This is a genomic window from Bradyrhizobium sp. LLZ17, assembly GCF_041200145.1.
Taxonomy (GTDB): Bacteria; Pseudomonadota; Alphaproteobacteria; order Rhizobiales; family Xanthobacteraceae; genus Bradyrhizobium.
Map to the genome: position 1 here is coordinate 1,167,502 of NZ_CP165734.1, position 23,526 is coordinate 1,191,027.

19 protein-coding genes and 4 pseudogenes are annotated in these 23,526 nt (G+C 63.8%); 10 read left to right on the forward strand and 13 right to left on the reverse strand.

Annotated elements, in window-relative coordinates; all coding sequences use genetic code 11:
- Positions 1–35 precede the first annotated feature (35 nt).
- The 3 genes from AB8Z38_RS05805 to AB8Z38_RS05815 all read right to left on the reverse strand — a co-directional run bounded on the left by AB8Z38_RS05805 (position 36) and on the right by AB8Z38_RS05815 (position 2,559).
- On the reverse strand, positions 36–188 hold the full coding sequence (locus AB8Z38_RS05805) for a DUF1127 domain-containing protein (protein WP_018458011.1): 153 nt from the start codon (positions 186–188) through the stop codon (positions 36–38).
- A gap of 495 nt (positions 189–683) precedes the next feature.
- Entirely contained in the window at positions 684–1,508 is an 825-nt protein-coding gene (locus AB8Z38_RS05810; protein WP_369723503.1) for a lytic murein transglycosylase, read from the reverse strand.
- 142 nt (positions 1,509–1,650) lie between these two features.
- Positions 1,651–2,559, reverse strand: coding sequence for a DUF2189 domain-containing protein (locus tag AB8Z38_RS05815; protein WP_369723504.1), 909 nt, complete (start codon positions 2,557–2,559; stop codon positions 1,651–1,653).
- A 333-nt stretch (positions 2,560–2,892) separates the two neighbouring features.
- Here AB8Z38_RS05815 and AB8Z38_RS05820 point away from each other — a divergent pair, with 333 nt between their 5' ends.
- A complete protein-coding gene (locus AB8Z38_RS05820) occupies positions 2,893–3,306 on the forward strand; it encodes a DUF3597 domain-containing protein (protein WP_369723505.1) in 414 nt (137 codons plus the stop codon).
- Between the two features lie 51 nt (positions 3,307–3,357).
- Here the strand turns inward: AB8Z38_RS05820 and AB8Z38_RS05825 are convergent, their stop codons facing one another.
- Positions 3,358–3,633: a GNAT family N-acetyltransferase gene (locus AB8Z38_RS05825; protein ID WP_369723506.1), complete on the reverse strand. Its 276-nt coding sequence runs from the start codon at positions 3,631–3,633 to the stop codon at positions 3,358–3,360.
- 108 nt (positions 3,634–3,741) lie between these two features.
- On the opposite strand from AB8Z38_RS05825, the gene AB8Z38_RS05830 reads away from it, so the two are divergent.
- Complete coding sequence (locus tag AB8Z38_RS05830) at positions 3,742–4,674, forward strand: tetratricopeptide repeat protein (protein ID WP_369723507.1); 933 nt, start codon at positions 3,742–3,744, stop codon at positions 4,672–4,674.
- A gap of 12 nt (positions 4,675–4,686) precedes the next feature.
- Here the strand turns inward: AB8Z38_RS05830 and AB8Z38_RS05835 are convergent, their stop codons facing one another.
- Positions 4,687–4,962, reverse strand: coding sequence for a GNAT family N-acetyltransferase (locus tag AB8Z38_RS05835; protein WP_369723508.1), 276 nt, complete (start codon positions 4,960–4,962; stop codon positions 4,687–4,689).
- A 107-nt stretch (positions 4,963–5,069) separates the two neighbouring features.
- Complete coding sequence (locus AB8Z38_RS05840; protein ID WP_369723509.1) at positions 5,070–5,378, reverse strand: hypothetical protein; 309 nt, start codon at positions 5,376–5,378, stop codon at positions 5,070–5,072.
- A gap of 176 nt (positions 5,379–5,554) precedes the next feature.
- On the opposite strand from AB8Z38_RS05840, the gene AB8Z38_RS05845 reads away from it, so the two are divergent.
- The 3 genes and pseudogenes from AB8Z38_RS05845 (at position 5,555) to AB8Z38_RS05855 (ending at position 8,892) form a co-directional block, all read left to right on the forward strand.
- The gene (locus AB8Z38_RS05845; RefSeq protein ID WP_369723510.1) at positions 5,555–7,162 is read left to right on the forward strand and encodes an acyl-CoA synthetase; all 1,608 of its coding nucleotides are present in this window, start codon (positions 5,555–5,557) and stop codon (positions 7,160–7,162) included.
- Between the two features lie 9 nt (positions 7,163–7,171).
- Entirely contained in the window at positions 7,172–8,032 is an 861-nt protein-coding gene (locus AB8Z38_RS05850) for a PCC domain-containing protein (RefSeq protein WP_369723511.1), read from the forward strand.
- Positions 8,033–8,125: 93 nt separating this feature from the next.
- Positions 8,126–8,892: pseudogene (locus AB8Z38_RS05855) on the forward strand (AAA family ATPase).
- A 746-nt stretch (positions 8,893–9,638) separates the two neighbouring features.
- On the opposite strand, the gene AB8Z38_RS05860 reads toward AB8Z38_RS05855, so the two are convergent.
- Entirely contained in the window at positions 9,639–10,298 is a 660-nt protein-coding gene (locus AB8Z38_RS05860) for an HAD-IA family hydrolase (RefSeq protein ID WP_369723512.1), read from the reverse strand.
- A gap of 68 nt (positions 10,299–10,366) precedes the next feature.
- Between AB8Z38_RS05860 and AB8Z38_RS05865 the strand changes: the two genes are divergently transcribed.
- Both AB8Z38_RS05865 and AB8Z38_RS05870 read left to right on the forward strand, forming a co-directional pair.
- Entirely contained in the window at positions 10,367–10,588 is a 222-nt protein-coding gene (locus AB8Z38_RS05865; RefSeq protein WP_369723513.1) for a DUF433 domain-containing protein, read from the forward strand.
- The gene (locus tag AB8Z38_RS05870) at positions 10,545–10,943 is read left to right on the forward strand and encodes a DUF5615 family PIN-like protein (protein WP_369723514.1); all 399 of its coding nucleotides are present in this window, start codon (positions 10,545–10,547) and stop codon (positions 10,941–10,943) included. The genes AB8Z38_RS05865 and AB8Z38_RS05870 overlap by 44 nt, the downstream gene beginning before the upstream one ends.
- 67 nt (positions 10,944–11,010) lie before the next feature.
- Here the strand turns inward: AB8Z38_RS05870 and AB8Z38_RS05875 are convergent, their stop codons facing one another.
- The 4 genes and pseudogenes from AB8Z38_RS05875 to AB8Z38_RS05890 all read right to left on the reverse strand — a co-directional run bounded on the left by AB8Z38_RS05875 (position 11,011) and on the right by AB8Z38_RS05890 (position 16,334).
- Entirely contained in the window at positions 11,011–11,298 is a 288-nt protein-coding gene (locus tag AB8Z38_RS05875) for a hypothetical protein (RefSeq protein ID WP_369723515.1), read from the reverse strand.
- A gap of 49 nt (positions 11,299–11,347) precedes the next feature.
- A pseudogene (gene uvrA / locus AB8Z38_RS05880) lies at positions 11,348–14,326 on the reverse strand (excinuclease ABC subunit UvrA).
- 301 nt (positions 14,327–14,627) lie between these two features.
- Entirely contained in the window at positions 14,628–15,317 is a 690-nt protein-coding gene (locus tag AB8Z38_RS05885) for an outer membrane protein (protein ID WP_369723516.1), read from the reverse strand.
- A gap of 234 nt (positions 15,318–15,551) precedes the next feature.
- On the reverse strand, positions 15,552–16,334 hold the full coding sequence (locus AB8Z38_RS05890) for an outer membrane protein (protein WP_369723517.1): 783 nt from the start codon (positions 16,332–16,334) through the stop codon (positions 15,552–15,554).
- A gap of 444 nt (positions 16,335–16,778) precedes the next feature.
- Between AB8Z38_RS05890 and AB8Z38_RS05895 the strand changes: the two genes are divergently transcribed.
- Positions 16,779–17,276 (forward strand): single-stranded DNA-binding protein, encoded by a 498-nt coding sequence (locus AB8Z38_RS05895; protein ID WP_369723518.1) that lies wholly within the window; start codon positions 16,779–16,781, stop codon positions 17,274–17,276.
- 352 nt (positions 17,277–17,628) lie between these two features.
- Positions 17,629–20,368 (forward strand): annotated as a pseudogene (gyrA, locus tag AB8Z38_RS05900) (DNA gyrase subunit A).
- 106 nt (positions 20,369–20,474) lie between these two features.
- Here the strand turns inward: gyrA and AB8Z38_RS05905 are convergent.
- Complete coding sequence (locus tag AB8Z38_RS05905) at positions 20,475–22,328, reverse strand: potassium transporter Kup (protein WP_369723519.1); 1,854 nt, start codon at positions 22,326–22,328, stop codon at positions 20,475–20,477.
- A 188-nt stretch (positions 22,329–22,516) separates the two neighbouring features.
- A complete protein-coding gene (locus AB8Z38_RS05910) occupies positions 22,517–22,774 on the reverse strand; it encodes a hypothetical protein (protein WP_369723520.1) in 258 nt (85 codons plus the stop codon).
- 248 nt (positions 22,775–23,022) lie between these two features.
- Here AB8Z38_RS05910 and coaD point away from each other — a divergent pair.
- A pseudogene (gene coaD, locus AB8Z38_RS05915) lies at positions 23,023–23,521 on the forward strand (pantetheine-phosphate adenylyltransferase).
- The last annotated feature ends 5 nt before the right edge of the window (positions 23,522–23,526 follow it).

Genomic DNA, 23,526 nt, shown 5'->3' on the forward strand with positions numbered 1-23,526 from the left:
CGTTATCGGTTTGTCCGGTCAGGAGCTGAACGATATCAGCCCTGGTACTGGCCGGCGGCAACGCGCGGGATGTCCGAGCGATCGAGGCCGATGTCGGACAGCTCGCGATCGCTGAGCTGGGACAACTCGGCAACATTGCGCTGATAGTCCCGGAAAGCCTGGATCATGCGGATGAGCGAGAGCAGCATTGGTAGTCTCCTGTAGTTCGATTCAGCCCTTGCCCGGGCGTCATCGTTAAAATGAATATAGGTGAGAGTGGTGCGGTGCAGAAGTTCCGATGTTGCGATGCAGCTAAGCGAAGGGCGCATAGCACGGGTAAGAGACGATTAACCTCTCGGCAGCCAAACCTAATAGACAGGCGAAGTCTGTCGGAAAGCGAGCTAAGCCACCGTAAAATCACGGATTTATCAAGCGGCCCGAGTTCCCTCCGTTCGGAAATGAGTTACGTTCTCGCGACCTTCAAGATGTCGTGCCAGCTTGTAAGCCCAACTTGCGCATGCGTGATTCGCATGCAGCAAAGCTCCATAACAATGAATATAAATTCATTGCAGACGAGAACTTGCCGGAATTGAGAGGAAGCGGAGATTCGCCGACCGCGGCGCCAAGCACGCTTCAAGCGAGGGCCGGTCGCCGGGCGATCGGCCCTACGCGTTCGTTTCAGGGCTTGCGTTTCAGGGTTTGCGTTAAGGCGCGTGCGCGAGCTGAGTGGCGAAATATGCGACGGTCTTGGAATAGACCTCGCTCTTGTTCCACTGCAGTAAGACCGCGAAGTTCGGGCTGCCCGGCTGCCAATCCTTGCCGCGTTGCCAGCCATAGCCGGCCAGATAGTTGGCAGTGGAAGCGAGCACGTCGGGTGCGCTGTGCAGGAGGTCGCGCTTGCCGTTGCCGTCGAAATCGACGGCATATTTCATCCAGGACGAGGGCATGAACTGGGTCTGGCCGAGTTCGCCGGCCCATGCACCGCGCATGTCGCCCGGTGCGAGATCGCCACGCTGGACGATGCGCAGCGCATCCATCAGCTCACCGCGAAACTGCTCGGCGCGGCGACAATCGTAGGCGAGCGTCGCCAGCGAGCGGATGGTCGCAAACTTGCCGGTGTTGACGCCGAAATCGGTCTCGAGACCCCAGATCGCGACCAGCACCTCGCCCGGCACGCCATAGGTCTGCTCGATGCGCGAAAGCACCGAGCCGTATTGCTTCATCATATTGGAACCGCGCTGCAGACGCGGCGGAACCATGCGGCCGGAAAACTCCTCGAAGGTCTGGCTGAAGACCTTTTGCGAGTGGTCGCGGTTGAGCACGCCCTGATCCAGCGTCACGCCAGCGAGCCCGGCGGTGATTGCCTGTTGCGAGATGCCCTTGGCTGCGGCGTCGGTTTTGAAATCCGTAAGCCAGGCGTCGAAATTGCCCGAACCGCAGGCGACCGCGGCGAGTGCCGGCTCGGCGGAGAGGATTGAGAAGGTGAGGGCGAAGGCTGCGAGGGCGAGACGAGAAATCGTCGAGGTCATTCGAGTAGATTGATTCCATGAAGTGGCATGACCGGCGTCGGCAATCTCGGTGGTAACCGCGGCCAAAGCAAGGCGTATGACCAAGGCGTCTGACTTCGCCCGATCCTGCCCGGATTCGGCAGGATCGGACGTCACGAGGTGGTCAGGCGTCCGTCCGGTTTCGCCACGGGAAGAGATTGGCCGGGAAGTCGGCGGCCGGCTTGCGCGGACGCGGCGGCGGAGGCGGCACCGGCCGGGCATTCGGGTCGGAGACGATCGCCTTGCGATAGAGATGCCAGGTGGCGTGGCCGAGCAGGGGGATGACGATCGCAAGGCCGAGGAAGGCCGGAATCGTGCCGAGCGCCAGCAGTATCGCGACGATCAGGCCCCACGCCGCCATCGGCACCGGGTTCTTGGCGACGACCCGGAGCGAGGTGACCATGGCCTCGAACGCGCCGGCATGACGGTCGAGCATCAAGGGGAACGACACGGCGCTAATGCACAGCGCGGCGAGCGCGAACAGGAATCCGGTGCCGCAGCCGACCGCGATCAGCCACCAGCCCTGCGATGTTGTCAGCACGCGCGTCACGAAATCCGAAATCCCGGTCACGCCCTCATAACCGAACGCCGCGACGTAGATCGCCTGCGCAGTCGCGACCCAGGTCACGAACAAGGCCAGCAGAAGCGCCCCGAGGCCAAGCATGGCGCCGAAGGAAGGCGAGCGCAGCACCTCCATCGCGTCCCAGGCGCTGGCCTCCTCATGGCGTTCACGCCGGCTCGAGAGCTCGTAGAGACCGAGCGCTGCGAACGGGCCGATCAGGGCAAAGCCCGCGGCCAGCGGAAACAGCAATGGCAGCACCGAATAGCCCATCACCACGCGGGCGAGCACGAGGCCCAGCACTGGATAGATCACGCAGAGGACGATGGCGTGGCTCGGGACCGCCTTGAAATCTTCCCAGCCGCGTTTGAGCGCGTCGTGCAGATCGGAGAGTTGGATGGCTCGGATCACCGGTCCAGCCGCATCTGCGGTCTGGGCCATCGTGGGGACATTGCCCTGGTAGAGTGTGGCCATAGTCGCGTGCTCCCTTACCATGCAGCCGAATCCGGCGCCGGCAAACGGCGCGAGCGGCCGCTTTTGGATGATCGCGATTCCGACCGGACGCGAATTCCGGACGGCGTCGCGAACTGAACCGAAAGCCTACTCCCAATCCCGAGTCCTGTCCCTCACGCTTGGGTGAGATCGATGCCGCGGTGCAACCGCGATGAAGTCATTCGGTCGTCATTTCGCCGCAGATAAGCTCATGGTGCTGCGGGTGGTTCGCGAGAACACCGCGCGCGCAACACAAGAACTTCGTCTATAAGTGCACTCAAGGCCCTTCCAACCTATCCTTTTCGGGGAACAGACATGAGCATTTTCGGTAAAATCATGGGCGCGATCTTCGGCAGCCATCCGGCTTCCGCCGCGCCTGCCGGTGGCGCAGCTTCGGGCAGCGCGCCGGCAGGGGCCGCTCCGAGCGCGTCGGCGCCGGGCGCGGCACCGTCTGCCGCACCTGCGCAGACCGTGGACGTTGCGGCCGTCGTCGATGCGGCTGTCGCCGCGCACAAGGGCGAGAAGCTGGAGTGGCGCACCTCGATCGTCGACCTGATGAAGGCGCTTGACGTCGATTCCAGCCTTGCCGCGCGCAAGGACCTCGCCAAGGAGCTGGGCTACACCGGCGACATGAACGATTCCGCGAGCATGAATGTGTGGCTGCACAAACAGGTGATGTCGAAGCTCGCCGCCAATGGCGGCAAGCTGCCGCCCGAGATCAAGCACTGACCGACAGGTCGGTCGTTGCCGGGGGCCCGCCATCGCGCGGGCCCTTTGCGTTTAGGCGACGAGGTCCGCATCGTCCGGGTGCTTGTCGAGATAGTCGGCGACGAAGCCGCAGCCCGCGATCACCTTGTTGCCGTCGCGCCGGATCAAGTCCAGGGCGCCCCTGACCAGCTCCGAGGCGATGCCGCGGCCGCGCAGCGCCCGCGGCGTTTCGGTGTGGGTGATGATCACGGCTGCTGGCGTCAGCCGGTAGTTGGCGAAGGCAAGCTCATTGCCCAGATCGAGCTCGAAGCGGCTCCTCTCCTTGTTGTCGCGTACCGATGCCGTCATGCGAGATCCTTCCGAAGCGAGGCTTGCTGGCTGATCTAGGTGCCTGAACCCGGCCTTGCCAAGGCGCGACGAAGGGAGGTTGCCGCAGGGGAGATATCCGGAAAATACGTGTCCCGCTCAGCCTCATGGCATTGCTCGCCGCGCTGGTCTCGACCGCGCCGGTGCCGGCCGCGGCCCGGGGGCGGTCCGGCCTGGGAGGCCTGCGTCGGGCCGGCCAGCACGCCGGAGCAGCGGGTCAAGGCCTGCTCGACTGTCATCCATACCCAGAGCGAGACCGGCCGCAGGCTCGCCGGCGCCTATTGCAATCGCGGACATGGCCTGACCGAGAAGCGCGAGCTCGATGCCGCGCTGTCCGACCTGGACCAAGCGATCCGGCTCGATCCGACCTATGCCTGCGCCTTCAACAATCGCGGCCTCGTCTACAGCTTCAAGCGCGACTATGATCGCGCCATTGCCGATTACGACGAGGCCATCAAGCTCGATCCGTCGCTGGCGCTGGCCTACAACAATCGCGGCGAGTCCCGTTTCAACAAGGGCGACCTCGACGGCGCCTTCGCGGATTTCGACGCTGCGATCAAGCACGATCGCAACTATGCCATGGCCTACGCCAATCGCGGCCTGGTGTATTATCGCAAGCACGACATGCCGCATGCGCTCACCGACTACACCACGCGGATCAAGCTTGCGCCCGATCTGCTCGCCTATATCGATCGCGGCAACGTCTACCGCGGCAGCGAGCAGCTCGATCGCGCCGCCGCGGACTATGGCGAGGCGATCCGCATTGCGCCGACCGATGCGCGCGGCTGGCGCAATCGCGGCATGATCCGCCTGTACCAGGGCGACAACAAAGGCGGTCTCGCCGACTACGACAAGGCGCTGCAATACGATCCCGCGGACGTGTTCTCATGGAACAATCGCGGCCAGGCCAGGCTACGGCTTGGCGACAAGCCGGGTGCGATTGCCGATTTCCGCAAGGCCCTGGAATTGAAACCCGGCTTGCCGACGGCGCAGGAACAGCTGAAGAGGCTTGGGGCGCTGTGAGGAGCCCGTTGGTTACGCCCCCACCAAGTCCTGATAGTCCGGGTGCTTCTCGATCCACGCCTTCACGAACGGGCATTCCGGGATCAGCTTCAATCCGTCCGCGCGGACCTGGTCTAGCGCGCCTTGCACCAGCTTCGAGCCGACGCCCTTGCCGCCGAGTTCCTTCGGCACATCCGTGTGCTCGAATGTAATGACGTTGCCGTCGAGCTTGTAATGTTCGGTTGCGAGATGGCCCTCCAGCTCGAGCTCGTAGCGGTGATCGGCTTTGTTGTTGACCACGTTGCTCATGAGGTCTCCCGTCTGCTGACCTTTGCGCACCAGGTCATAACGCACGATCTGGTTGGCGGGTTTGCGGTCGACGCGTATGTCGGTAAACAGCGGAGCTGCGGTTGGGTTCAATCGGTCGCTTTGGCGAGCCGTGAATCTTCCTGCTGAGGCGTCGACCGCAGGCATCCCTGGCAGATGACGAGGGAGCGATTGACCTTGGCGTCCTGGTCGGCGTCGATGCCGTCCCGCTCGGGGCTGGCAGCCATGCGCGTTGAATGCGTCGAGGCCGAACGCGGCTGATTTGGATCCTCGCCGGCGCCATCCCAGGCGTAGCGTGCGGGTTTGAAGGCGGGATCCGAGGCCAAATTCGCTTGCGGGGTCATGGCACAGCCGGCAAGCGCCAGCGACAACAGGAGGAGGGCGGACGCTTTGACCATGATGCGGCACTCTGTACGCGGATACTGATCGAGGTTGCCCCCATCATGTTTAAAATTCCTTGAACGAGCGCTTCGACGGTGCGCCGCCGGCGGCCTTGCGAGGGTGCAGGCGATGGCGATAAATGACCGGCAATGAGCGGGCGGCTAGCGCCGTTCGCCATCGAAGAGGAAGCCCCATGCCGTCGCTCCGCATGTCCCGCCGTGTCATGAACCTCGCTTACATGCTGACCCAGAATGCGCGGCGGCATGGATCGCGTCCCGGTTTCGTCTGGGGTGACAAGTCCTGGACGTGGCGCGAGATCGACGCGCAGGTCTCGGCGCTCGCAGCGGCACTCGCCGCGCGCGGTGTCGGCAAGGGCGACCGCATTCTCGTCCATTCGAAGAATGGCGACGAGATGTTCTTCTCGATGTTTGCCGCGTTCCGGCTCGGCGCGGTCTGGGTGCCCACCAATTTCCGCCTGATGCCCGACGAAGTCGCCTACCTCGCGCAGGCCTCCGGGGCGAAGGCGTTTCTGTGCCACGTCGATTTTCCAGAGCACGCCGCGGCCGTGCAGGGCGGCGCGCTGGCATTCACGTGGAGCATCGACGGCAGGGCATCTTTCGGCGAAACGTCGGTTGCAGATGCTGTTGCCTCGCGGGCAGGCAGCACGGTCGAGAACGTTGCTGTCGAGCATGACGACCCCTGCTGGTTCTTTTTCACCTCCGGCACCACCGGCCGCTCCAAGGCCGCGGTCCTGACCCACGGTCAGATGGGTTTTGTCGTGACCAACCATCTTGCCGATCTGACGCCGGGCGTCACGGAAGCAGATGCCTCGTTGGTGGTCGCGCCGCTGTCGCATGGTGCCGGCGTGCATCAGCTGGTGCAGACCGCGCGCGGGGTGCGGACCGTGCTGCTGCCGACCGAGAAGTTCGACATCGACGAGGCGTTCCGTTTGATCGAGGCGCACCGCGTCGGCAATCTGTTCACCGTGCCGACGATCCTGAAGATGATGGTCGAGCACCCCGCTGCCGACAAATACGATCATTCGTCGTTGCGCCACGTGATCTATGCCGGCGCGCCGATGTATCGCGAGGACCAGAAGGCCGCGCTGAAGAAGCTCGGGAAGGTCATCGTGCAATATTTTGGCCTTGGCGAGGTCACCGGCAACATCACCGTGCTGCCGGCAGCACTGCACGATCCCGAAGACGGGCCGCATGCCAGGATCGGTACCTGCGGCTTCGACCGGACCGGCATGCAGGTCTCGATCCAGGACGACGACGGCCGTGAGCTCGGGGCCAACCAGAGCGGCGAGATCTGCGTGATCGGTCCCGCCGTGCTCGCCGGTTACTACGACAACCCTGAAGCCAATGCTAAGGCGTTTCGCAACGGCTGGTTCCGCACCGGCGATCTCGGCCACATGGATGAAGAGGGATTTCTCTACATCACGGGACGTGCATCCGACATGTACATCTCCGGCGGCTCCAACATCTATCCGCGCGAGATCGAGGAGAAGATCTTGACGCATCCTTGCGTCGGCGAGGTCGCCGTCCTCGGCGTGCCCGATGCGACCTGGGGCGAGGTCGGCGTCGCCGTCTGCGTCGCGCGGGAGGGCAAGACGCCGGTGAGCGAGGCGGAGATGGCGGCGTTCCTTTTGCCAAAAGTGCCGCGCTACAAGATGCCAAAACGCTTCTTCTTCTGGGAGGCGCTGCCGAAGTCCGGCTATGGCAAAATTCCAAAGCGCATGGTGCGTGACGAGCTCGAGGCACGTGGGCTGCTCGACCTCGACAAGACGCAGGCGGGTTGAGTGCCGGTCATGCGCAGCATCAAGCAGCCGGGCGCGCCGGTCGCCGAACGCATCCAATGGGTGGAGGCGAGGGGGCGTGCCTTCTCGTTCACGCTTCAAGCAGGTCTTCCGCTGTTGGAAGCCGCGCGCCGCGGTTTTGCGGCTGAGGGATTTGCCGGCGGCGTGCTGAGGTTTGGCAGTGGAGCGCTGGGGCCGTTCGCCTATGTGATGCCGGCGCTGTCCAAGACCGGCGAAAATGCGGCGTTCTACAGCGAGACCTATCGGCCAACGGGCATCACCCGCACGAAGCTCGGCTGCATGACGCTGGGCACGCGCGACGGCGCGCCGTTCTTTCATTGCCACGGGCTGTGGACCGAGGCCGAGGGCCGCGCCAGCGGCGGGCATATGCTGCCGGACGAGACGATCGTCGCCGAGCCGTTTTTGGTCGAGGCCTTTGGTCTCGATGGCGCGATGTTCATCGCCGAGCCGGATCCCGAGACCAACTTCAAGCTGTTCGGGCCGGTCCCTGCTGCGAGCACCGGTGCAGGCACGACCAGCCGCGCTTTCGCGCTGCGGCTGCGGCCCAATCAGGATTTTGCCGGCTGCCTCGAACAGTTTTGCCGGGAGCATGGTATCGCGCGCGCCAAAATCCGCGGCGGCGTCGGCTCGACCATCGGCGCATGCTTTGTCAATGGCGGCGTGACTGAGCCATTCGCCACTGAGCTCGCCGTTACGGTCGGCACGATCACACCTGGAAACTCCGGCAGTCTGGTGGCCGCGCTCGATGTGGCTCTGATTGACTACACGGGCGGTATCGCCGAGGGACGCCTGGTCCGCGGCGACAATCCCGTGCTGATGACCATGGAGCTGGTGCTGGAAGCGCTGGATTGACCTGCGACCTGGGCCCGCGGCTGCAAGATACGACTTTCGCAATCCGATTGTTCCGGTTATGTTCCCGGACAATTGGAGTTTCGGAGGCCGACATTGGCGCGGAAGGGCTATCGCACGATCAACCTGCCTGCGCCGTATCTGAAGCGGGTCTGGCTCGACCCGTCGCACGTTCGCGATCGCGCTGCTTATCCGTTTTGCTTGCCGATCTTTCCGGATGATTTCGAGCTCAACTTTGACGCCGCCATCACGATCATCGTTGGAGAGAATGGCACCGGGAAGTCGACGATCCTGGAGGGGATCGCAGCGCTCGCCGGCTACGACGATGCCGGTGGAGGCAAGGGTTACATGCCGGTCGACCATTCCGATGCACGCGAGAAAATGGGCGGCCAACTTTCCAAAGCGCTGCGCGCGAGCTGGTTGCCCAAGATCACGAACGGCTGGTTCTTTCGTGCCGAGAGTTTTTTCTCGGTTGCCAGATATCTCGACAAGGCCGCTCGCGACGCGGGGCAGTTGGGACCCGATTTCCTCTCTCATTCGCACGGCGAGGGCTTTCTGCGTTTCTTTGAAGAGCGCTGCCAACGCCAAGGCATTTTCATCTTCGACGAGCCGGATCCGCGCTGTCGCCGGCGCGACAGATCGAATTCCTGAAGCTTTTGCGACGCATGGAAGATTCCCGCATCTGCCAGGTCATCATGGCAACCCATTCGCCGATGCTGATGGCCTATCCAAATGCGCAGTTGCTCCGGCTCGGGAAATACGGCCTGGAGCCGACCACGGTGGAGCAAACTGATCATTACCGGGTGATGCGCGAATTCTGTGACGATCCGCGCGGGTTTGTGGAGGCGACGCTGACCGAGTGATCGAGGCGGGTGACCGACACTCGCTCTCTCCATCGTCATTGCGGAGCGAGAGGCATTGGCTGTTCTCCAGCAACGCGCATCTCAATCGCGGACACACCTTCGCGCCCTCGCAGCATATTCTGCCCGAGCTTTGTGGTCATCATCGCCCTCGAAAACGCCGAGGGCGCAGGGAAGGCCGGGTGCCGGCTGGCACCCACGGTCCACTGTGCGAAGGTTGCGCTACAAGAGGCTGCACAGCGGCATACAGGTGAAGCCAAATATCCGGCCTTCCCTGCGCAGTGGTTTTACGGCTTATGTCGTGCTCTCCCCGGGGAGCGATGCACTATTGCCCCCGTCGCCTTGCGGATGGCTGATGCTGCGGACCCGGTCGGGCCGCCACATCACCGCAAGACTTGGCGCACAGACCCCGGGCGCCAGGACCACACGATTTTGCCGTACACAGGCTGCACCGGTCGTGTGCGCGCGGGTCGTTGCTCACGGAGTGACCCGCCCTGCAAACCACCTTCGCGCCGATACCGCCTGTGTCCACCACGTCCCATCCCGCGTGTCGTGACGATGGGATGATCTTCTATATGATAATCCGAAATACGGATAAAGAGAAATATTTTTGCGTCGTGCGATTGACCTCTTGTTGGGTGTTTTGCCCGCCGGCGGCGCAAGCCGTTGTGTGCACGCGAGCGCTCGTCGCACGACTATCTGTAGCGGATCGCAATGTCTCTGGAGAAGCACGAGCCGTCGCGCGGCAGCTAGGCTGACGTCGAACCACCCAACTCCATGGCGCCTGCAAGCAATGCCGGTGCGATATCGTCGATGCGTTCGAAAACGAGGTCGGGTCGACGCGCCCGCAGCGCCGCCGGCGCCGCATAGCCCCAGCACACCGCGCCGCAGGCGATGCCGATCGCCCGCGCCGCTTCGATGTCGCGCAGCTCGTCGCCGATCGCGATCACGCGGCCGGCCTCCACGCCGGCGCGCCGGATGACCCGGCGAAATTTTGCCGGCTTGCCGTACAGCGAGGCCGCGCAGTCGAAATGCGTGAACAGAGCGGACGCCTCGCCAAGCTTCTGTCGTGCATTGGCTTCACTGTCGGAGCTCACGAGCGCCAACTGCACGCCGCGCCCGGCCAGCGTCCGTAGCATCGTCTCGACGCCCGCGAATAGCGAGATCTCGGCCGCAGCCTCGCCCTTCAGCCGCCGCGCATGCCGCGCGATCGCCGGCAGCTTCCACACGGGCACCTCGAGACGGCTGAGGATCTCCCGCGTCGAAGCATTCCGCAGCGCCTCGACGTCCTCATCCCGCACGCGGCGAAAGCCGAAGCGGTCGGCGACCTCGTTGATGGTGCGCAGGAACCAGGGAAAGCTGTCGGCCAGCGTGCCGTCGAGGTCGAAGATGACGAGGGCGTAGGGCATTGGCTGAACTGGGGCCGCTGACAAGCGAGAGGCGATATGCTATTCTTCAGAAAAGTTCGAGGACAGCCATGCGGCACGAGCGGATTGAAATCAACCCCGCGGTTATGGACGGCAAGCCTGTGATCCGAGGTACACGTATCCCGGTTGAGCTGGTGCTGCGTGAACTCGGCGCGGGCATGACGAGTGAAGCCATCGTCTCTGAGCACCCACGGCTCACGCTTGAGGACATTCGAGCAGCGCAGGCCTTTGCGGCCGATTATCTGGCAGACGAAGACATCATTTATCGGTGAATTTGTGCGCTGGCTGGCGGACGAGTGCGTCTCATTCTCGCTGGTTCGAGAGTTTCGCAGGGTTGGCCACGACATGCATTACGTCGCCGAGTTCGCTGCCAGCGTGAGCGACACAGAGGTTATAGCGCTGGCGTCTCGAGAAGGACGTCTTCTCCTCACGGCAGACAAGGACTTCGGCGAACTTGTTTTCCGTCGCGGGCAAGTCGTCCCTGGTCTCGTTCTGCTGCGCATTGACCCAGGGAATGGGGCGCTCGTGTGGGCGCGTCTGTTGGAGGCCATCAACCAATTCGGAGAAGGCCTCTTTGGGCGTTATGTGGTGGTTGATGAGATTCGCTTTCGATCCCGTTCGTTATAGAACCGGATTAGGGCACTGGGGATCAGTGACTCACCGCTACTTGCGCACGTCAACATTGATGTCGAGATCAATGTTGCTGACGCAGGTCCTGAGTCCTTCGGTGAGAGCCGCCCTCGTGCCAGCGGCCCTCGCGCGCCGAGGCATCGCTGACATTGGCCAGCTTTAGGCACCGCCATTGCGGCAATGGCCCGCTGCTCTCGCCAGCGAATTGCCAAGCGAGCACTGCCTCCTCACCGTTCTTGTTGGTCCCGATGACATGCGGGCAAAGTTCACGATATCGCCGTTCGTAGACGCAGGTCACCTGCTGTTCAGCGAGAATGGCCTTGCGAAATAGGGCGTACGTTGGGCTGGGCATCGAGTTCTCACAGGTTTGATCCCCGATCACCCCCGCAGACGAATAAGTCCTACTCCGCCGCCTCGCTCGCCGCGCGCCTCCGCTTCGGCTTCCGCGCCTTGGCCAGCACAGGTGCCAGAAACTGTCCCGTATAGCTCCTTGGCGCCTTCGCGATGTCTTCCGGCGGACCCCAGGCGACGATCTCGCCGCCGCCGTCGCCGCCTTCGGGGCCGAGGTCGATCACCCAGTCGGCGGTCTTGATGACTTCGAGATTGTGCTCGATGACGACGACCGTGTTGCCCTGCGCGACCAGCTCGTGCAGCACCTCCAGAAGCTTCTTGACGTCGTGGAAATGGAGGCCGGTGGTCGGCTCGTCCAGGATGTAGAGTGTGCGGCCGGTGGCGCGTTTTGACAGCTCCTTCGCCAGCTTGACACGCTGGGCTTCGCCGCCCGAAAGCGTCGTGGCCTGCTGGCCGACATGAATGTAGTCGAGGCCGACGCGGTGCAGGGTCTGAAAGGTCTCGCGCACGCGCGGCACCGCCTTGAAGAACTCGGCGGCTTCCTCGACGGTCATGTCGAGCACGTCGGCGATGCTCTTGCCCTTGAACAGCACCTCGAGCGTCTCGCGGTTGTAGCGCTTGCCCTTGCAGACGTCGCAGGTGACGTAGACGTCGGGCAGGAAGTGCATCTCGATCTTGATGACGCCATCGCCCTGGCACGCCTCGCAGCGGCCACCCTTGACGTTGAACGAGAAGCGTCCGGGCTCGTAGCCGCGCGCTTTCGACTCGGGCAGGCCGGCGAACCATTCGCGGATCGGCGTGAACGCGCCGGTGTAAGTCGCGGGGTTGGAGCGCGGGGTGCGGCCGATCGGCGACTGGTCGATGTCGATGATCTTGTCGATGTGCTCGAGGCCCTCGATGCGGTCGTGCGGGGCGGCGCCTTCGCTCGCATTGTTCAGCTTGCGGGCGATCGCCTTGTAGAGCGTGTCGATCAAGAGCGTTGACTTGCCGCCGCCGGAGACGCCGGTGACGCAGGTGAACAGGCCGAGCGGGAATCTCCGCGGTGACGTTCTTGAGGTTATTGCCCCGCGCGTTCACCACCTTGATGGTGCGGCGATGGTTCGGCGGACGCCGCTCCGGCACCTCGACCTCGAGCTCGCCGGTGAGATATTTTCCGGTCAGCGAGTTCGGGTTGCGCATGATCTCGGCCGGCGTGCCTTCGGCGATGATGTTGCCGCCATGCATGCCGGCACCGGGGCCGATGTCGAGGACGTAGTCGGCGAGCAGGATCGCATCCTCGTCATGCTCGACCACGATCACGGTATTGCCGAGGTCGCGCAGTCGCTTCAGCGTGTCGAGCAGGCGGGCGTTGTCGCGCTGGTGCAGGCCGATCGAGGGCTCGTCCAGCACGTAGAGCACGCCGGTCAGGCCCGAGCCGATTTGCGACGCCAGGCGGATGCGCTGGCTCTCGCCGCCCGACAGCGTCCCGGAAGAGCGGGAGAGGGTGAGGTAATTGAGACCGACGTCGAGCAGGAAGGTGAGGCGCTCGCGGATCTCCTTGAGGATGCGGCCGGCGATCTCATTCTGTTGCGCATTGAGCGCCTCCGGCACGGTCTCGAACCACGCGCCGGCGCCCTTGACCGACAGTTCGGAGATGTCACCGATATGCTTGCCGCCAATCTTGACGCAGAGCGCCTCGGGCTTCAGCCGAAAGCCGTGGCAGGCTTCGCAGGGCACGTCGTGGAAATACTTCGCCAGCTCCTCGCGCGCCCACTCGCTCTCGGTCTCGCGATAGCGGCGGTTGATATTGGTGATGACGCCCTCGAACGGCTTCTTGGTGTCGTAGGAGCGGACGCCGTCCTCATAGGAGAACTTGATCTCGTCCTCGCCGGAACCGTAGAGGATCGCGTCTTTGGTCTTCTTGGCGAGATCCTTCCACTTGGTGTCGAGCGTGAATTTGTAGTGCTTGCCGAGCGCGGTCAGCGTCTGCACGTAATAAGGCGATGACGATTTGGCCCAGGGCGCGATCGCGCCCTTGCGCAGGGTGGTTTCCTTGTCGGGGATGACAAGATCCTCGTCGACATGCTGCTCGACGCCGAGCCCGCCGCAGGCAGGACACGCGCCATAGGGATTGTTGAAGGAAAACAGCCTGGGCTCGATCTCGGGGATGGTGAAGCCGGAGACCGGACAGGCGAACTTTTCCGAGAACAGCATGCGCTCGGGCCCGCTCTTGTCGTGGATCTTCGCGGTCTTCTTCTTTTCTTCGACCGGCGCTGCTGCGGGAGCGTCGGCGAATTCGACGACGGCGAGGCCCTCGGCGAGCTTCAGCGCGGTCTCGAAGCTTTCGGCGAGGCGCTGGCCGATGTCGGCGCGCACCACGATACGGTCGACGACGACGTCGATGTCGTGCGGGAATTTCTTATCGAGCGTCGGCGCCTCGGCGAGCTCATGGAAGGTGCCGTCGATCTTGACGCGCTGAAAGCCCTTCTTGAGCCATTCGGCGAGCTCCTTCCGGTACTCGCCCTTGCGGCCGCGCACGACCGGCGCAAGCAGATAGAGGCGGGTGCCCTCGGGCAGCATCAGCACGCGGTCGACCATCTGCGAGACGGTCTGGCTTTCGATCGGCAGTCCCGTCGCGGGCGAATAGGGCACGCCGACGCGCGCCCACAGCAGGCGCATGTAGTCGTAGATCTCGGTCACGGTGCCGACGGTCGACCGCGGGTTCTTCGAGGTCGTCTTCTGCTCGATCGAGATCGCCGGAGATAATCCGTCGATCTGATCGACGTCCGGCTTCTGCATCATTTCGAGGAACTGGCGGGCATAGGCGGACAGCGATTCGACGTAGCGGCGCTGGCCCTCGGCATAGATGGTGTCGAAGGCGAGCGAGGATTTGCCGGAGCCGGAGAGGCCGGTGAACACGACGAGCTTGTCGCGGGGATCTCGACGTCGACATTCTTGAGGTTGTGCTCGCGCGCGCCACGGATCGTAATTGCGCGCAGGCTTGAGCCCGCGTTGGTGGCTTGGCGCTTCGCCTTGATCACTTCATCCATCCCGGTGGTCCTCAAGGAATCCCAAAGGCACGCGATCGCGCCAACATTCGAGGCGCGCTTCGCCCGGAACCGGGATCGGCGCCGATGGGTATGGCAGCGAACGTAGGAAGAACGGGCGCGGATTTCCAGTGGGACTTGCAGATCGTCAACGGATTGTTGGCGCGCTGGCGGCATTTGGCAGCAGCGGGGCTCGGAACCACCCCGAGGCGCGCCGCTGCGAGGTTGCACAAAAACAAAAAGGCCGGCGCAAGGCCGGCCTTTCGTAACGCGATGGCGTTGGAGCCGAAGCTCAGTACTTGGCTTAGTACTTGGCGACGACCGGGCCGTTGAAGTGATAGTTCACGCCGAACTGCACGGTGTGGAAGTTGAGCGTGCCGGAGGGCACGGCGCCCGAGAAATAGGTCTCGCCGCCAAGGCTGCGATAGAGGTACTCGCCCTTGATCGACCACTGCGGGGCGATGAACGCTTCGACGCCAGCGCCGACGGTCCAGCCCGAGTGGAATTTGCTGTCGGAGATCGAGACCGGGCCCAGCGTCGCAGTGATCTTGTTGTCGATCCAGGCGTAGCCGCCGGTGCCGTAGAACAGGACATTGTTGACAGCGTAGCCGATGCGGCCGCGCACGGTGCCCATCGCGTCCGTCTTCGAGCTCACCGAGGCGGGAATCGCACCGACGCCCGGCACGAAAACCGCACCAGCTGCCGACGCGCTGACGTCAGCCCACGCGCCATCGGCCTCGACGCCGAACACGACGTTGCCGGTCTGCCAGTTGTAGCCGGCGGTACCGCCGACGAAGCCGCCCTTCATCTTCGGGTCGCCGGAAGCGTTCTCCCAGGCGCCGCCACCGACGATACCGAGGTAGAAGCCGGTCCAGTTGTAGACCGAGGCGATAGCGACAGGAGCCTTGGTGTAGGGGCGAGCCGCCAGATCGGCAGCCGAGGCGGCGCCAGTGAGAGCGAGCAGACAGGCCGAAGCCAGCAAAATTTTCTTCATTTCAACAAATCCCAGTCCCAGTTTCTGATTTGCCTTCCGTGCGTCGGAAGAGCATCGGACGCGTTGGTCCAACTGATGTCGTACCTACACCACTGAAGCCGCAAGTTGTGTCTCCCGAAAGTCACAACGGCCTAAAAATGTCGCAGATGCTGACCTATTAATTCCCCGTTTGCGCGGGCACAAAAAAAGGCCGGCACGAGGCCGGCCTTAGAGACGCGCGTGAAACCAGTGCTATCAGTACTTCGCGATGACGGGCCCGCCCCAGCGGTAGTTCAGCCGGATCAGTCCCATATCCACGTCCTGCCCGATTCGGTCGCTCCCGAACGCCGCGCCCGCTGGCGTGGTGAAGCCGACCGTGCGATGGCCGAGGAACAAGTGGTCGTACTCGACGCCCACCGACCAGTTCGGCGCGAAGCCGAATTCCAGACCGGCGCCGATCGCTCCGCCCCAGCGGGTTTCGCGTGCCGAAGCCAGCAGCGCGCCCGCGCCGGGCGTGCCGGCGGCGGCATAGACGTCGTACCTGTCTCCGACCACGGCGCCGCCGCCCTTCACGTAGAGGAGCACGCTGTTCCAGGCGTAACCAACCTGACCGGTGATGAGGCCGAACGCGTCGATGCGCGAACGGTTGCGATCACCCGTGACCAGAGCGCTGCCTGGGAAAAGTGTGCTGACGTTGTCGCCCCGGAAATCGGCCCAGTTGCCTTGGCCTTCAAGACCGAACACCCAATTGGCCGACTGCCAACGATAGCCGATCTGGCCGCCGATGGTGCCGCCCGTCGCGTTGTGACAGCCTTCCCCCACCAGCACCCCGGTCCCCGGTGTCACGAAGTCCCAGCATTTGTGGCTCGAACCGCCACCGCCGTTGATGCCGATATAGAAGCCGCTCCAATCGTAGATCGTCGCGATCGCAGGCGCCGGCGCCTTGGTGTAAGGACGGGCCGCAAGATCCGCTGCGCTCGCGGGAGCCGAGAGGTTGAACGCAATTAGGCCAAATGCACTTAGCAGGATTTTTTTCATTGCAGTCTCCCCAATCTATTGTTGCTTGCTTCAAGGTCCCCGAAGTGGCCTCAGGCGCGACGCCCATCCGAGCCATTCCAAGGCAAGTCTAGCCCCGTAAGGGCCCGGGTCCGTCTCCGGAACGCCACAGTCGGCGGTCAATCGAACGGGCTGCAAGTTGATGAATGTTAAGTATTTTTCGGGATAGGCGGGAACCCAAAAAGGTTCCATCGACGCACTGAAGCGAGCGGGACCGTGCTGCGGCCAAGCGCCGGTTTGCAGTGTCGGATTTCGGGCGGAACAAAGCTGGAACGGATCCCGTGTTGATGCTATATGTGGGGATAACCGAGGGCCTGGCGGGCCGATCGATGCCCGTAAGCGTATAGGGTCGCCCAACAGGCGGCGATGGCGCGGGCGCGCGAGCCCGCTAGTCGAATTCAGTGGCATTTGGAGTGGAGAGCGGCGATGGCGGGAAGCGTCAACAAGGTCATTCTGGTTGGAAATCTCGGCAAGGATCCGGAAATCCGCCGCACCCAGGACGGGCGGCCGATTGCGAATTTGAGCGTTGCGACGTCGGAAACGTGGCGGGACAAGGCGACCGGCGAGCGCAAGGAAAAGACCGAGTGGCACCGCGTCGTGATTTTCAACGAAGGGCTCTGCAAGGTCGCTGAACAGTATTTGAAGAAGGGCGCCAAGATTTACGTCGAGGGCGCGCTCCAGACCCGCAAATGGACCGACCAGAGCGGCGTGGAGAAATACTCCACCGAGGTCGTGCTTCAGGGCTTCAACTCGACGCTGACGATGCTCGATGGCCGCAGCGGCAGCGGAGGCGGCAGCTTCGGTGAGGAGCAGGGCGGCGATTTCGGCTCCTCCGGTCCCGTCTCGAGCGCGCCTCGCCGGCCCGTGGCCGCGGGCGGCGGTGGCGGCCGCAACAGCGACATGGACGACGACATCCCGTTCTGAGGACGCGGAGCACACGAGGAGGCGCCGGTTGGATCGGACGGCGCTTCACACGTCGTGTCGGCAATCTTGCCGTCGCGGGAAGGGCTCGGGATTTCCGGGCCCGCTTTCTCTTTGGGGGACATCGGATTGCGTCACGGCAAACCGGCCGACAGGGCAGGCTGGCCACGCGGTTTTCCCGGTGTTAGAGGCGGTTTCGCAAAGCCTGTTCCAGGCCGTTTCGAAGCGCTCCTCGCAAGGCCTTAAGTTATTGGAAAAATAAGCGGAAAAAGCACTTCCCGAAGGTCCGCAAGGGTGGTTATCAGGGCCTCGATGCGCTATATGATTCCCAGATAAAAACTCACCGGATTCCCCCTTGGCCGACGACGACAACAAGAGGCCCGGCGACGAGCCGGAGCGCTCGGATATTCGCCCCGTCTCCATCTTCGAGGAGATGAAGAAGTCCTACCTCGATTACGCCATGAGCGTGATCGTGGCGCGTGCGTTGCCCGATGCCCGCGACGGATTGAAGCCGGTGCATCGCCGCATCCTGTACTCGATGCACGAGCAGGGCCACACGCCCGACAAGAAGTACGTGAAGTCCGCCCGCGTGGTCGGTGACGTCATCGGTAAGTATCATCCGCACGGCGACCAGTCGATTTACGACGCCATGGTCCGCATGGCGCAGGACTTCTCGATGCGCGTGCCGCTGATCGACGGCCAGGGCAATTTCGGCTCGGTCGACGGCGATCCGCCTGCCGCCTATCGTTACACCGAAGCACGGCTGACCAAGTCGGCGCTGGCCCTGCTGGCCGACATCGACAAGGACACGGTCGATTTCCAGCCGAACTACGACAACAACGAGACCGAACCGTCGGTCCTTCCGGCCAAGTTCCCGAACCTTCTGGTGAACGGCGCGGGCGGCATCGCGGTCGGCATGGCTACCAACATTCCGCCGCACAATCTCGGCGAAGTCATCGACGCCTGCGTGGCGCTGATCGACAATCCCGCGCTGACCATCGACGAACTCATCAATATCGTGCCCGGACCGGATTTCCCGACCGGCGGCATCATTCTCGGACGGGCGGGCATCCGCGCCGGTTATCATCTCGGCCGTGGCTCGGTGGTGATGCGCGGCAAGGTCACGATCGACACCGTCCGCAAGGAGCGCGAGGCGCTCATCGTCACCGAGATTCCGTACCAGGTGAACAAGGCGACGATGGTCGAGCGCATCGCCGAGCTCGTCAAGGAGAAGAAGATCGAGGGCATCGCCGATCTGCGCGATGAATCCGACCGCGACGGCTTCCGTGTCGTCATCGAGCTGGAAACGCGATGCCGTGCCCGACGTGGTGCTGAACCAGCTCTACAGGTTCACGCCACTGCAGACGAGCTTCGGCGTCAACATGGTGGCGCTGGACAGTGGTCGGCCGCGGATCATGACTCTGAAGGATCTGCTCGCCATCTTCGTCGATTTCCGTGAGCGGGTCGTCACGCGGCGGACCAAGTTCCTGCTGGGCAAGGCGCGCGACCGCGCGCATATCCTGGTCGGCCTGGCGATCGCCGTCGCGAATATCGACGAGATGATCCGCGTCATTCGGACCTCACCCGACCCGACCACGGCGCGCGACACCCTGATGTCGCGCGACTGGCCGGCCCGCGACGTCGAGGACATGCTGACCCTGATCGACGATCCGCGTCACCGCATCAGCGAGAACGGCACGATCCGGCTGTCGATGGAGCAGGCGAGGGCGATTCTCGACCTGCGTTTGCAGCGCCTCACTGCACTTGGTCGCGACGAAATCCGCGAAGAGCTCGACACGCTCGCCGGCGAAATCGCCGATTATCTCGACATCCTGCGTTCGCGCGCCCGCGTGCTCGACATCGTCAAGACCGAGCTCGCCGAGGTAAAGGCCGAGTTCGCCACCCCGCGCCGCACGGTGATCATCGAGCAGGAGGGCGAGGTCGAGGACGAGGACCTGATCCAGCGCGAGGAAATGGTCGTCACCGTCTCGCATGCCGGTTACGTCAAGCGCGTGCCGCTGTCCGCCTACCGGGCCCAGCGCCGCGGCGGCAAGGGCCGCGCCGGCATGCAGACCCGCGACGAGGATTTTGTCAGCCGCCTGTTCGTCGCCTCGACGCATACGCCCGTGTTGTTCTTCTCCTCGCGTGGCCAGGTCTACAAGGAAAAGGTCTGGCGGCTGCCGATGGCCGCGCCGAATGCGCGCGGCAAGGCGCTGATCAACATCCTGCCGCTGGAGCAGGGCGAGCGCATCACCACCATCATGCCGTTGCCCGAGGACGAGTCGACCTGGGGCAACCTCGACGTGATGTTCGCGACCACCGGCGGCAACGTCCGGCGCAACAAGCTGTCCGATTTCGTCGACGTCCGCCGCTCCGGCATCATCGCCATGAAGCTCGACGACAACGAAGCCATCGTCGACGTGCAGATCTGCACCGAGCGCGACGATGTGCTGCTCACCGGCGCCGGCGGCCAGTGCATCCGCTTCCCCGTCAGCGACGTGCGCGTGTTCACCGGGCGGACCTCGATGGGCGTGCGCGGCATTGCACTGGCTGAGGGCGACAAGGTGATTTCGCTGGCGATCCTGCGCCACGTCGAAACGTCCTCGGACGAACGTTCGGCGTACCTCAAGATGCGCCGCGCGGTCGCCGGCGAAGCCGCGGCCGAGGAGCCTGCTAGCGATGCCGAGCTCGAGGAGACCTCCGGCAGCTTCCAGCTCTCGCAGGAGCGCTATATCGAGATGTCGGCGCAGGAGCAGGTGGTGCTGACGGTGTCCGTCAACGGCTATGGCAAGCGGACCTCGTCTTACGAGTACCGCACCACGGGCCGCGGCGGCAAAGGCATCGTCGCGATGAGCGTCAACAACCGCAACGGTAACCTCGTGGCGTCGTTCCCCGTCGAGGATGCTGATCAAATCATGCTGGTCACCGACAAGGGCCAGCTCATCCGCTGCCCGGTCGAAGGCATCCGCATCGCCGGCCGCTCGACCCAGGGCGTAATCGTGTTCGACACCGCCGAGGACGAGCACGTCGTCTCGGTCGAGCACATCACGGAAGAGGCCGAGAACGGCAACGGCGAGAATGGGAACGGGCACTAGCTTCGAGGGGCTGTAGCCCGGATGGAGCGTAGCGAAATCCGGGAGACTTTGTAGGTTTGCGAGAAACCCGGATTGCGCTGCGCTCCATCCGGGCTACTAACCTTCGCTAAATCTCCAGCTCCGTCCCGAACTCCACGACCTGCTTGGTCGGCACGCCGAAGAACGCGGCGGAGCGTTCGGCGTTGCGCTGGAGGAAGGCGAACAGGGTTTCGCGCCAGACCCACATGCCCGGCACGTCCTCGCGCGGGATGATGGTCTCGCGGCCGACATAATAGGTGATCTCGGAGAGGTCGATGCCGGGCAGCTTGCCTTTGCCGCAGGCCAGCGTCAGCCCGTCATAGATCGTCGGATTCTGCATGAAGCCGTAATGCAGGATGACGCGAGTGATGCCGGGGATGATCTCGATCACCTCGGTGCGGTCCTCATCGGCGATGTGGGGAAGCTCCTCGATCAGCACGGTAACGAGGACGACGCGTTCGTGCAGGACATGGTTGTGCTTGACGAACTGGGTCAACGCGAGCGGAACACCTTTGGGCGCGGACGCCAGGAACACCGCCGTCCCGGGCAGCCTTGCGCGACACTTGTTGACCGCCGTCTCGATCAGGTCTTCCTCGGGCTGGCGCAGCTTGGCGCGGGCCGCCTCGACCAGCTTCACGCCGGCGCGCCAGGTCAGCATCAGGAACGCGACGAGGGCCGCGAGCAGCAGCGGGAACCAGCCGCCCTCGAACAGCTTGATCGAGTTGGCTGCGAAGAAGATCATGTCGATCACGAAGAAGAAGCCGTTCACGGCCACCACGAGCCAGGGTGAATAGCCCCACTGAATGGCAACCAGCGCTGCCAGCAGCGTGGTGATAGCCATCAGGAGCGACACCGCAATGCCGTACGCGCCGGCGAGCGCATCCGAGGTGCCGAAGCTCAAGACCGCGCCGAGGGTTGCGACGGCGAGCAGCCAGTTCACCAGGGGCACGTAGATCTGGCCGATCGCAGCGCTTGTGGTGTGGCGGATCTGCATGCGCGGCAGGAAGCCGAGCTGGATCGACTGCTGAGTCAGCGAGAACACGCCGGAGATGATCGCCTGTGAGGCGATCACGGTTGCGACTGCCGAGAAGGCGACCAGGGGGTAGTGCAGGGCGTCGGGGCAGAGCTGGAAGAACGGATTCTCGATCATGCCGGGATCGGTGATCAGGAGCGCGGCCTGGCCGAAATAATTCAGCACCAGCGCGGGCAGGCAGATCGCGAACCAGGCGAGCCGGATCGGCAGGCGGCCGAAATGTCCCATGTCGGCATACATGGCCTCGCCCCCGGTCACGGCGAGGAAGGCCGCGCCAAGGATCGCAAAGGAGATGTGGAAATCCTGGTGGATCAGGAAGTCGAAGGCATAGAGCGGGCTGAGTGCCGCCAGCACCGCCGGTGCCTTGATGATACCGTGGATGCCAAGCGCGGCCAGCACGAAGAACCAGGCCAGCATCACCGGCCCGAAGATCCGGCCGATGAAGCCGGTGCCTTGCTTCTGGATCATGAACAGGCCGACCAGGATGGCGATTGTGACGGGCACCACCACCGGCGCCAGCGAGGGCGCGTCGACCTTGAGGCCTTCGATGGCGCTCAGCACCGAGATCGCCGGGGTGATCGCGCCGTCGCCGTAGAGCAGCGCGGCGCCGACGAGGCCGACTACCAGCAGATGTGCGCGCCAGGTGCCGGGCTGCGCGTGGCGGGCGTGCAGCAGCGCCAGCAGCGCGACGATGCCGCCTTCGCCGCGGTTGTCGGCACGCAGGATCAGCAGTGCATATTTCAGCGAGATGATCAGCAGCAGCGCCCAGAGGATCAGCGAGGCAACGCCCAGGACAGCTTCGGGTGTCACCGTCGCGCCATGGGCGGCCGCCTTCGCGGCTTCCTTGAGGGCATAAAGGGGGCTGGTGCCGATATCGCCGTAGACCACCCCGAGGGCGCCCATGGTCATGGCAATCGGCAACGGATCAGGATGATGGCCGGATGCAACTGCGGGCGTACTGGACAAAGGCAACCCCCCAATGGGTTCGCGCCCAACGGGCCATTCCGTTGGGCGCGAGCGTCATGCACTCTGCGATGGGACGCTGCAAATATCCATGGGGTTATACCGGCGTTTGTGACGCCAAGCTGACAGGCCGCTTACGGGGTACGATCGGCGGTCACCAGGCGAGCCACGCGAACGTCAGCCTTGGTACCGGCCCGGCGCAGGCAGGACGCCTCGAAATTCGGCCAGGCCTGCTGCGAGCAGTCCCTGCCGATGGTCTTGATGTCGAGCCGGTCGCTCTTGGCGAGAGCCTGCGGCACGCTGGCTTCGACGGTCGGCGCGAAGCCGGGCAGGAGGGTGAGGGCTGCGGCGACGCACGCGGCGAGCACAATCGCTGAAAGAGTCTTGATCATTGACGGTCCCCTGTGATGCGGCCGCTACGCCCAACGTGCGGCCCGTCATTTGTTGGGTGGATCAGTAACCATGGCCAGTTTCCGGATGTCTTCGTGGATACGGGAAATGGTTTCGTTCGCGCCCGGTTTTGTTTCGTGGCTGCCCGAGGACGAAACAAAGCGGTGGTTTCCAACATGGTTTGGCGGAAAAATCGGCAGGGAACCTGCCCCGGCTTGCCGGTCCGGGCCGGGCGGAGTAGGAGGAGACCATGCCGCGCATTGCCTTCTATCCAGGTTCTTTCGACCCGATCACCAACGGCCATCTGGACGTGGTCCGGCAGGCCGTTCCGCTGTGCGACAGGCTGGTTGTTGCAATCGGCGTCCATCCCGGCAAAAAGCCGCTGTTCTCGACAGAGGAGCGCCTGAAAATGCTCCACGACGTCTGCGGGCCGGTGGCAACAGCGGCCGGCTGCACCCTGGAAGCCACCACGTTTGACGACCTCTCCGTCACCGCGGCGCGTAGAAGCCGGCGCGACGATCATGATTCGCGGTTTGCGCGACGGCACTGACCTCGACTACGAGATGCGGCTTGCCGGCATGAACGAGGCCATGGCGCCGGAGGTGCACACGGTTTTCCTGCCGGCGTCCCCCATGGTCCGCCCGATCACCGCCACTTTGGTGCGCCAGATCGCAGCCATGGGCGGCGATGTCTCGACGTTCGTGCCGCCGCTGGTCGCATCGCTACTCAAGGCCAAATTCGCCGGCTAACGGCG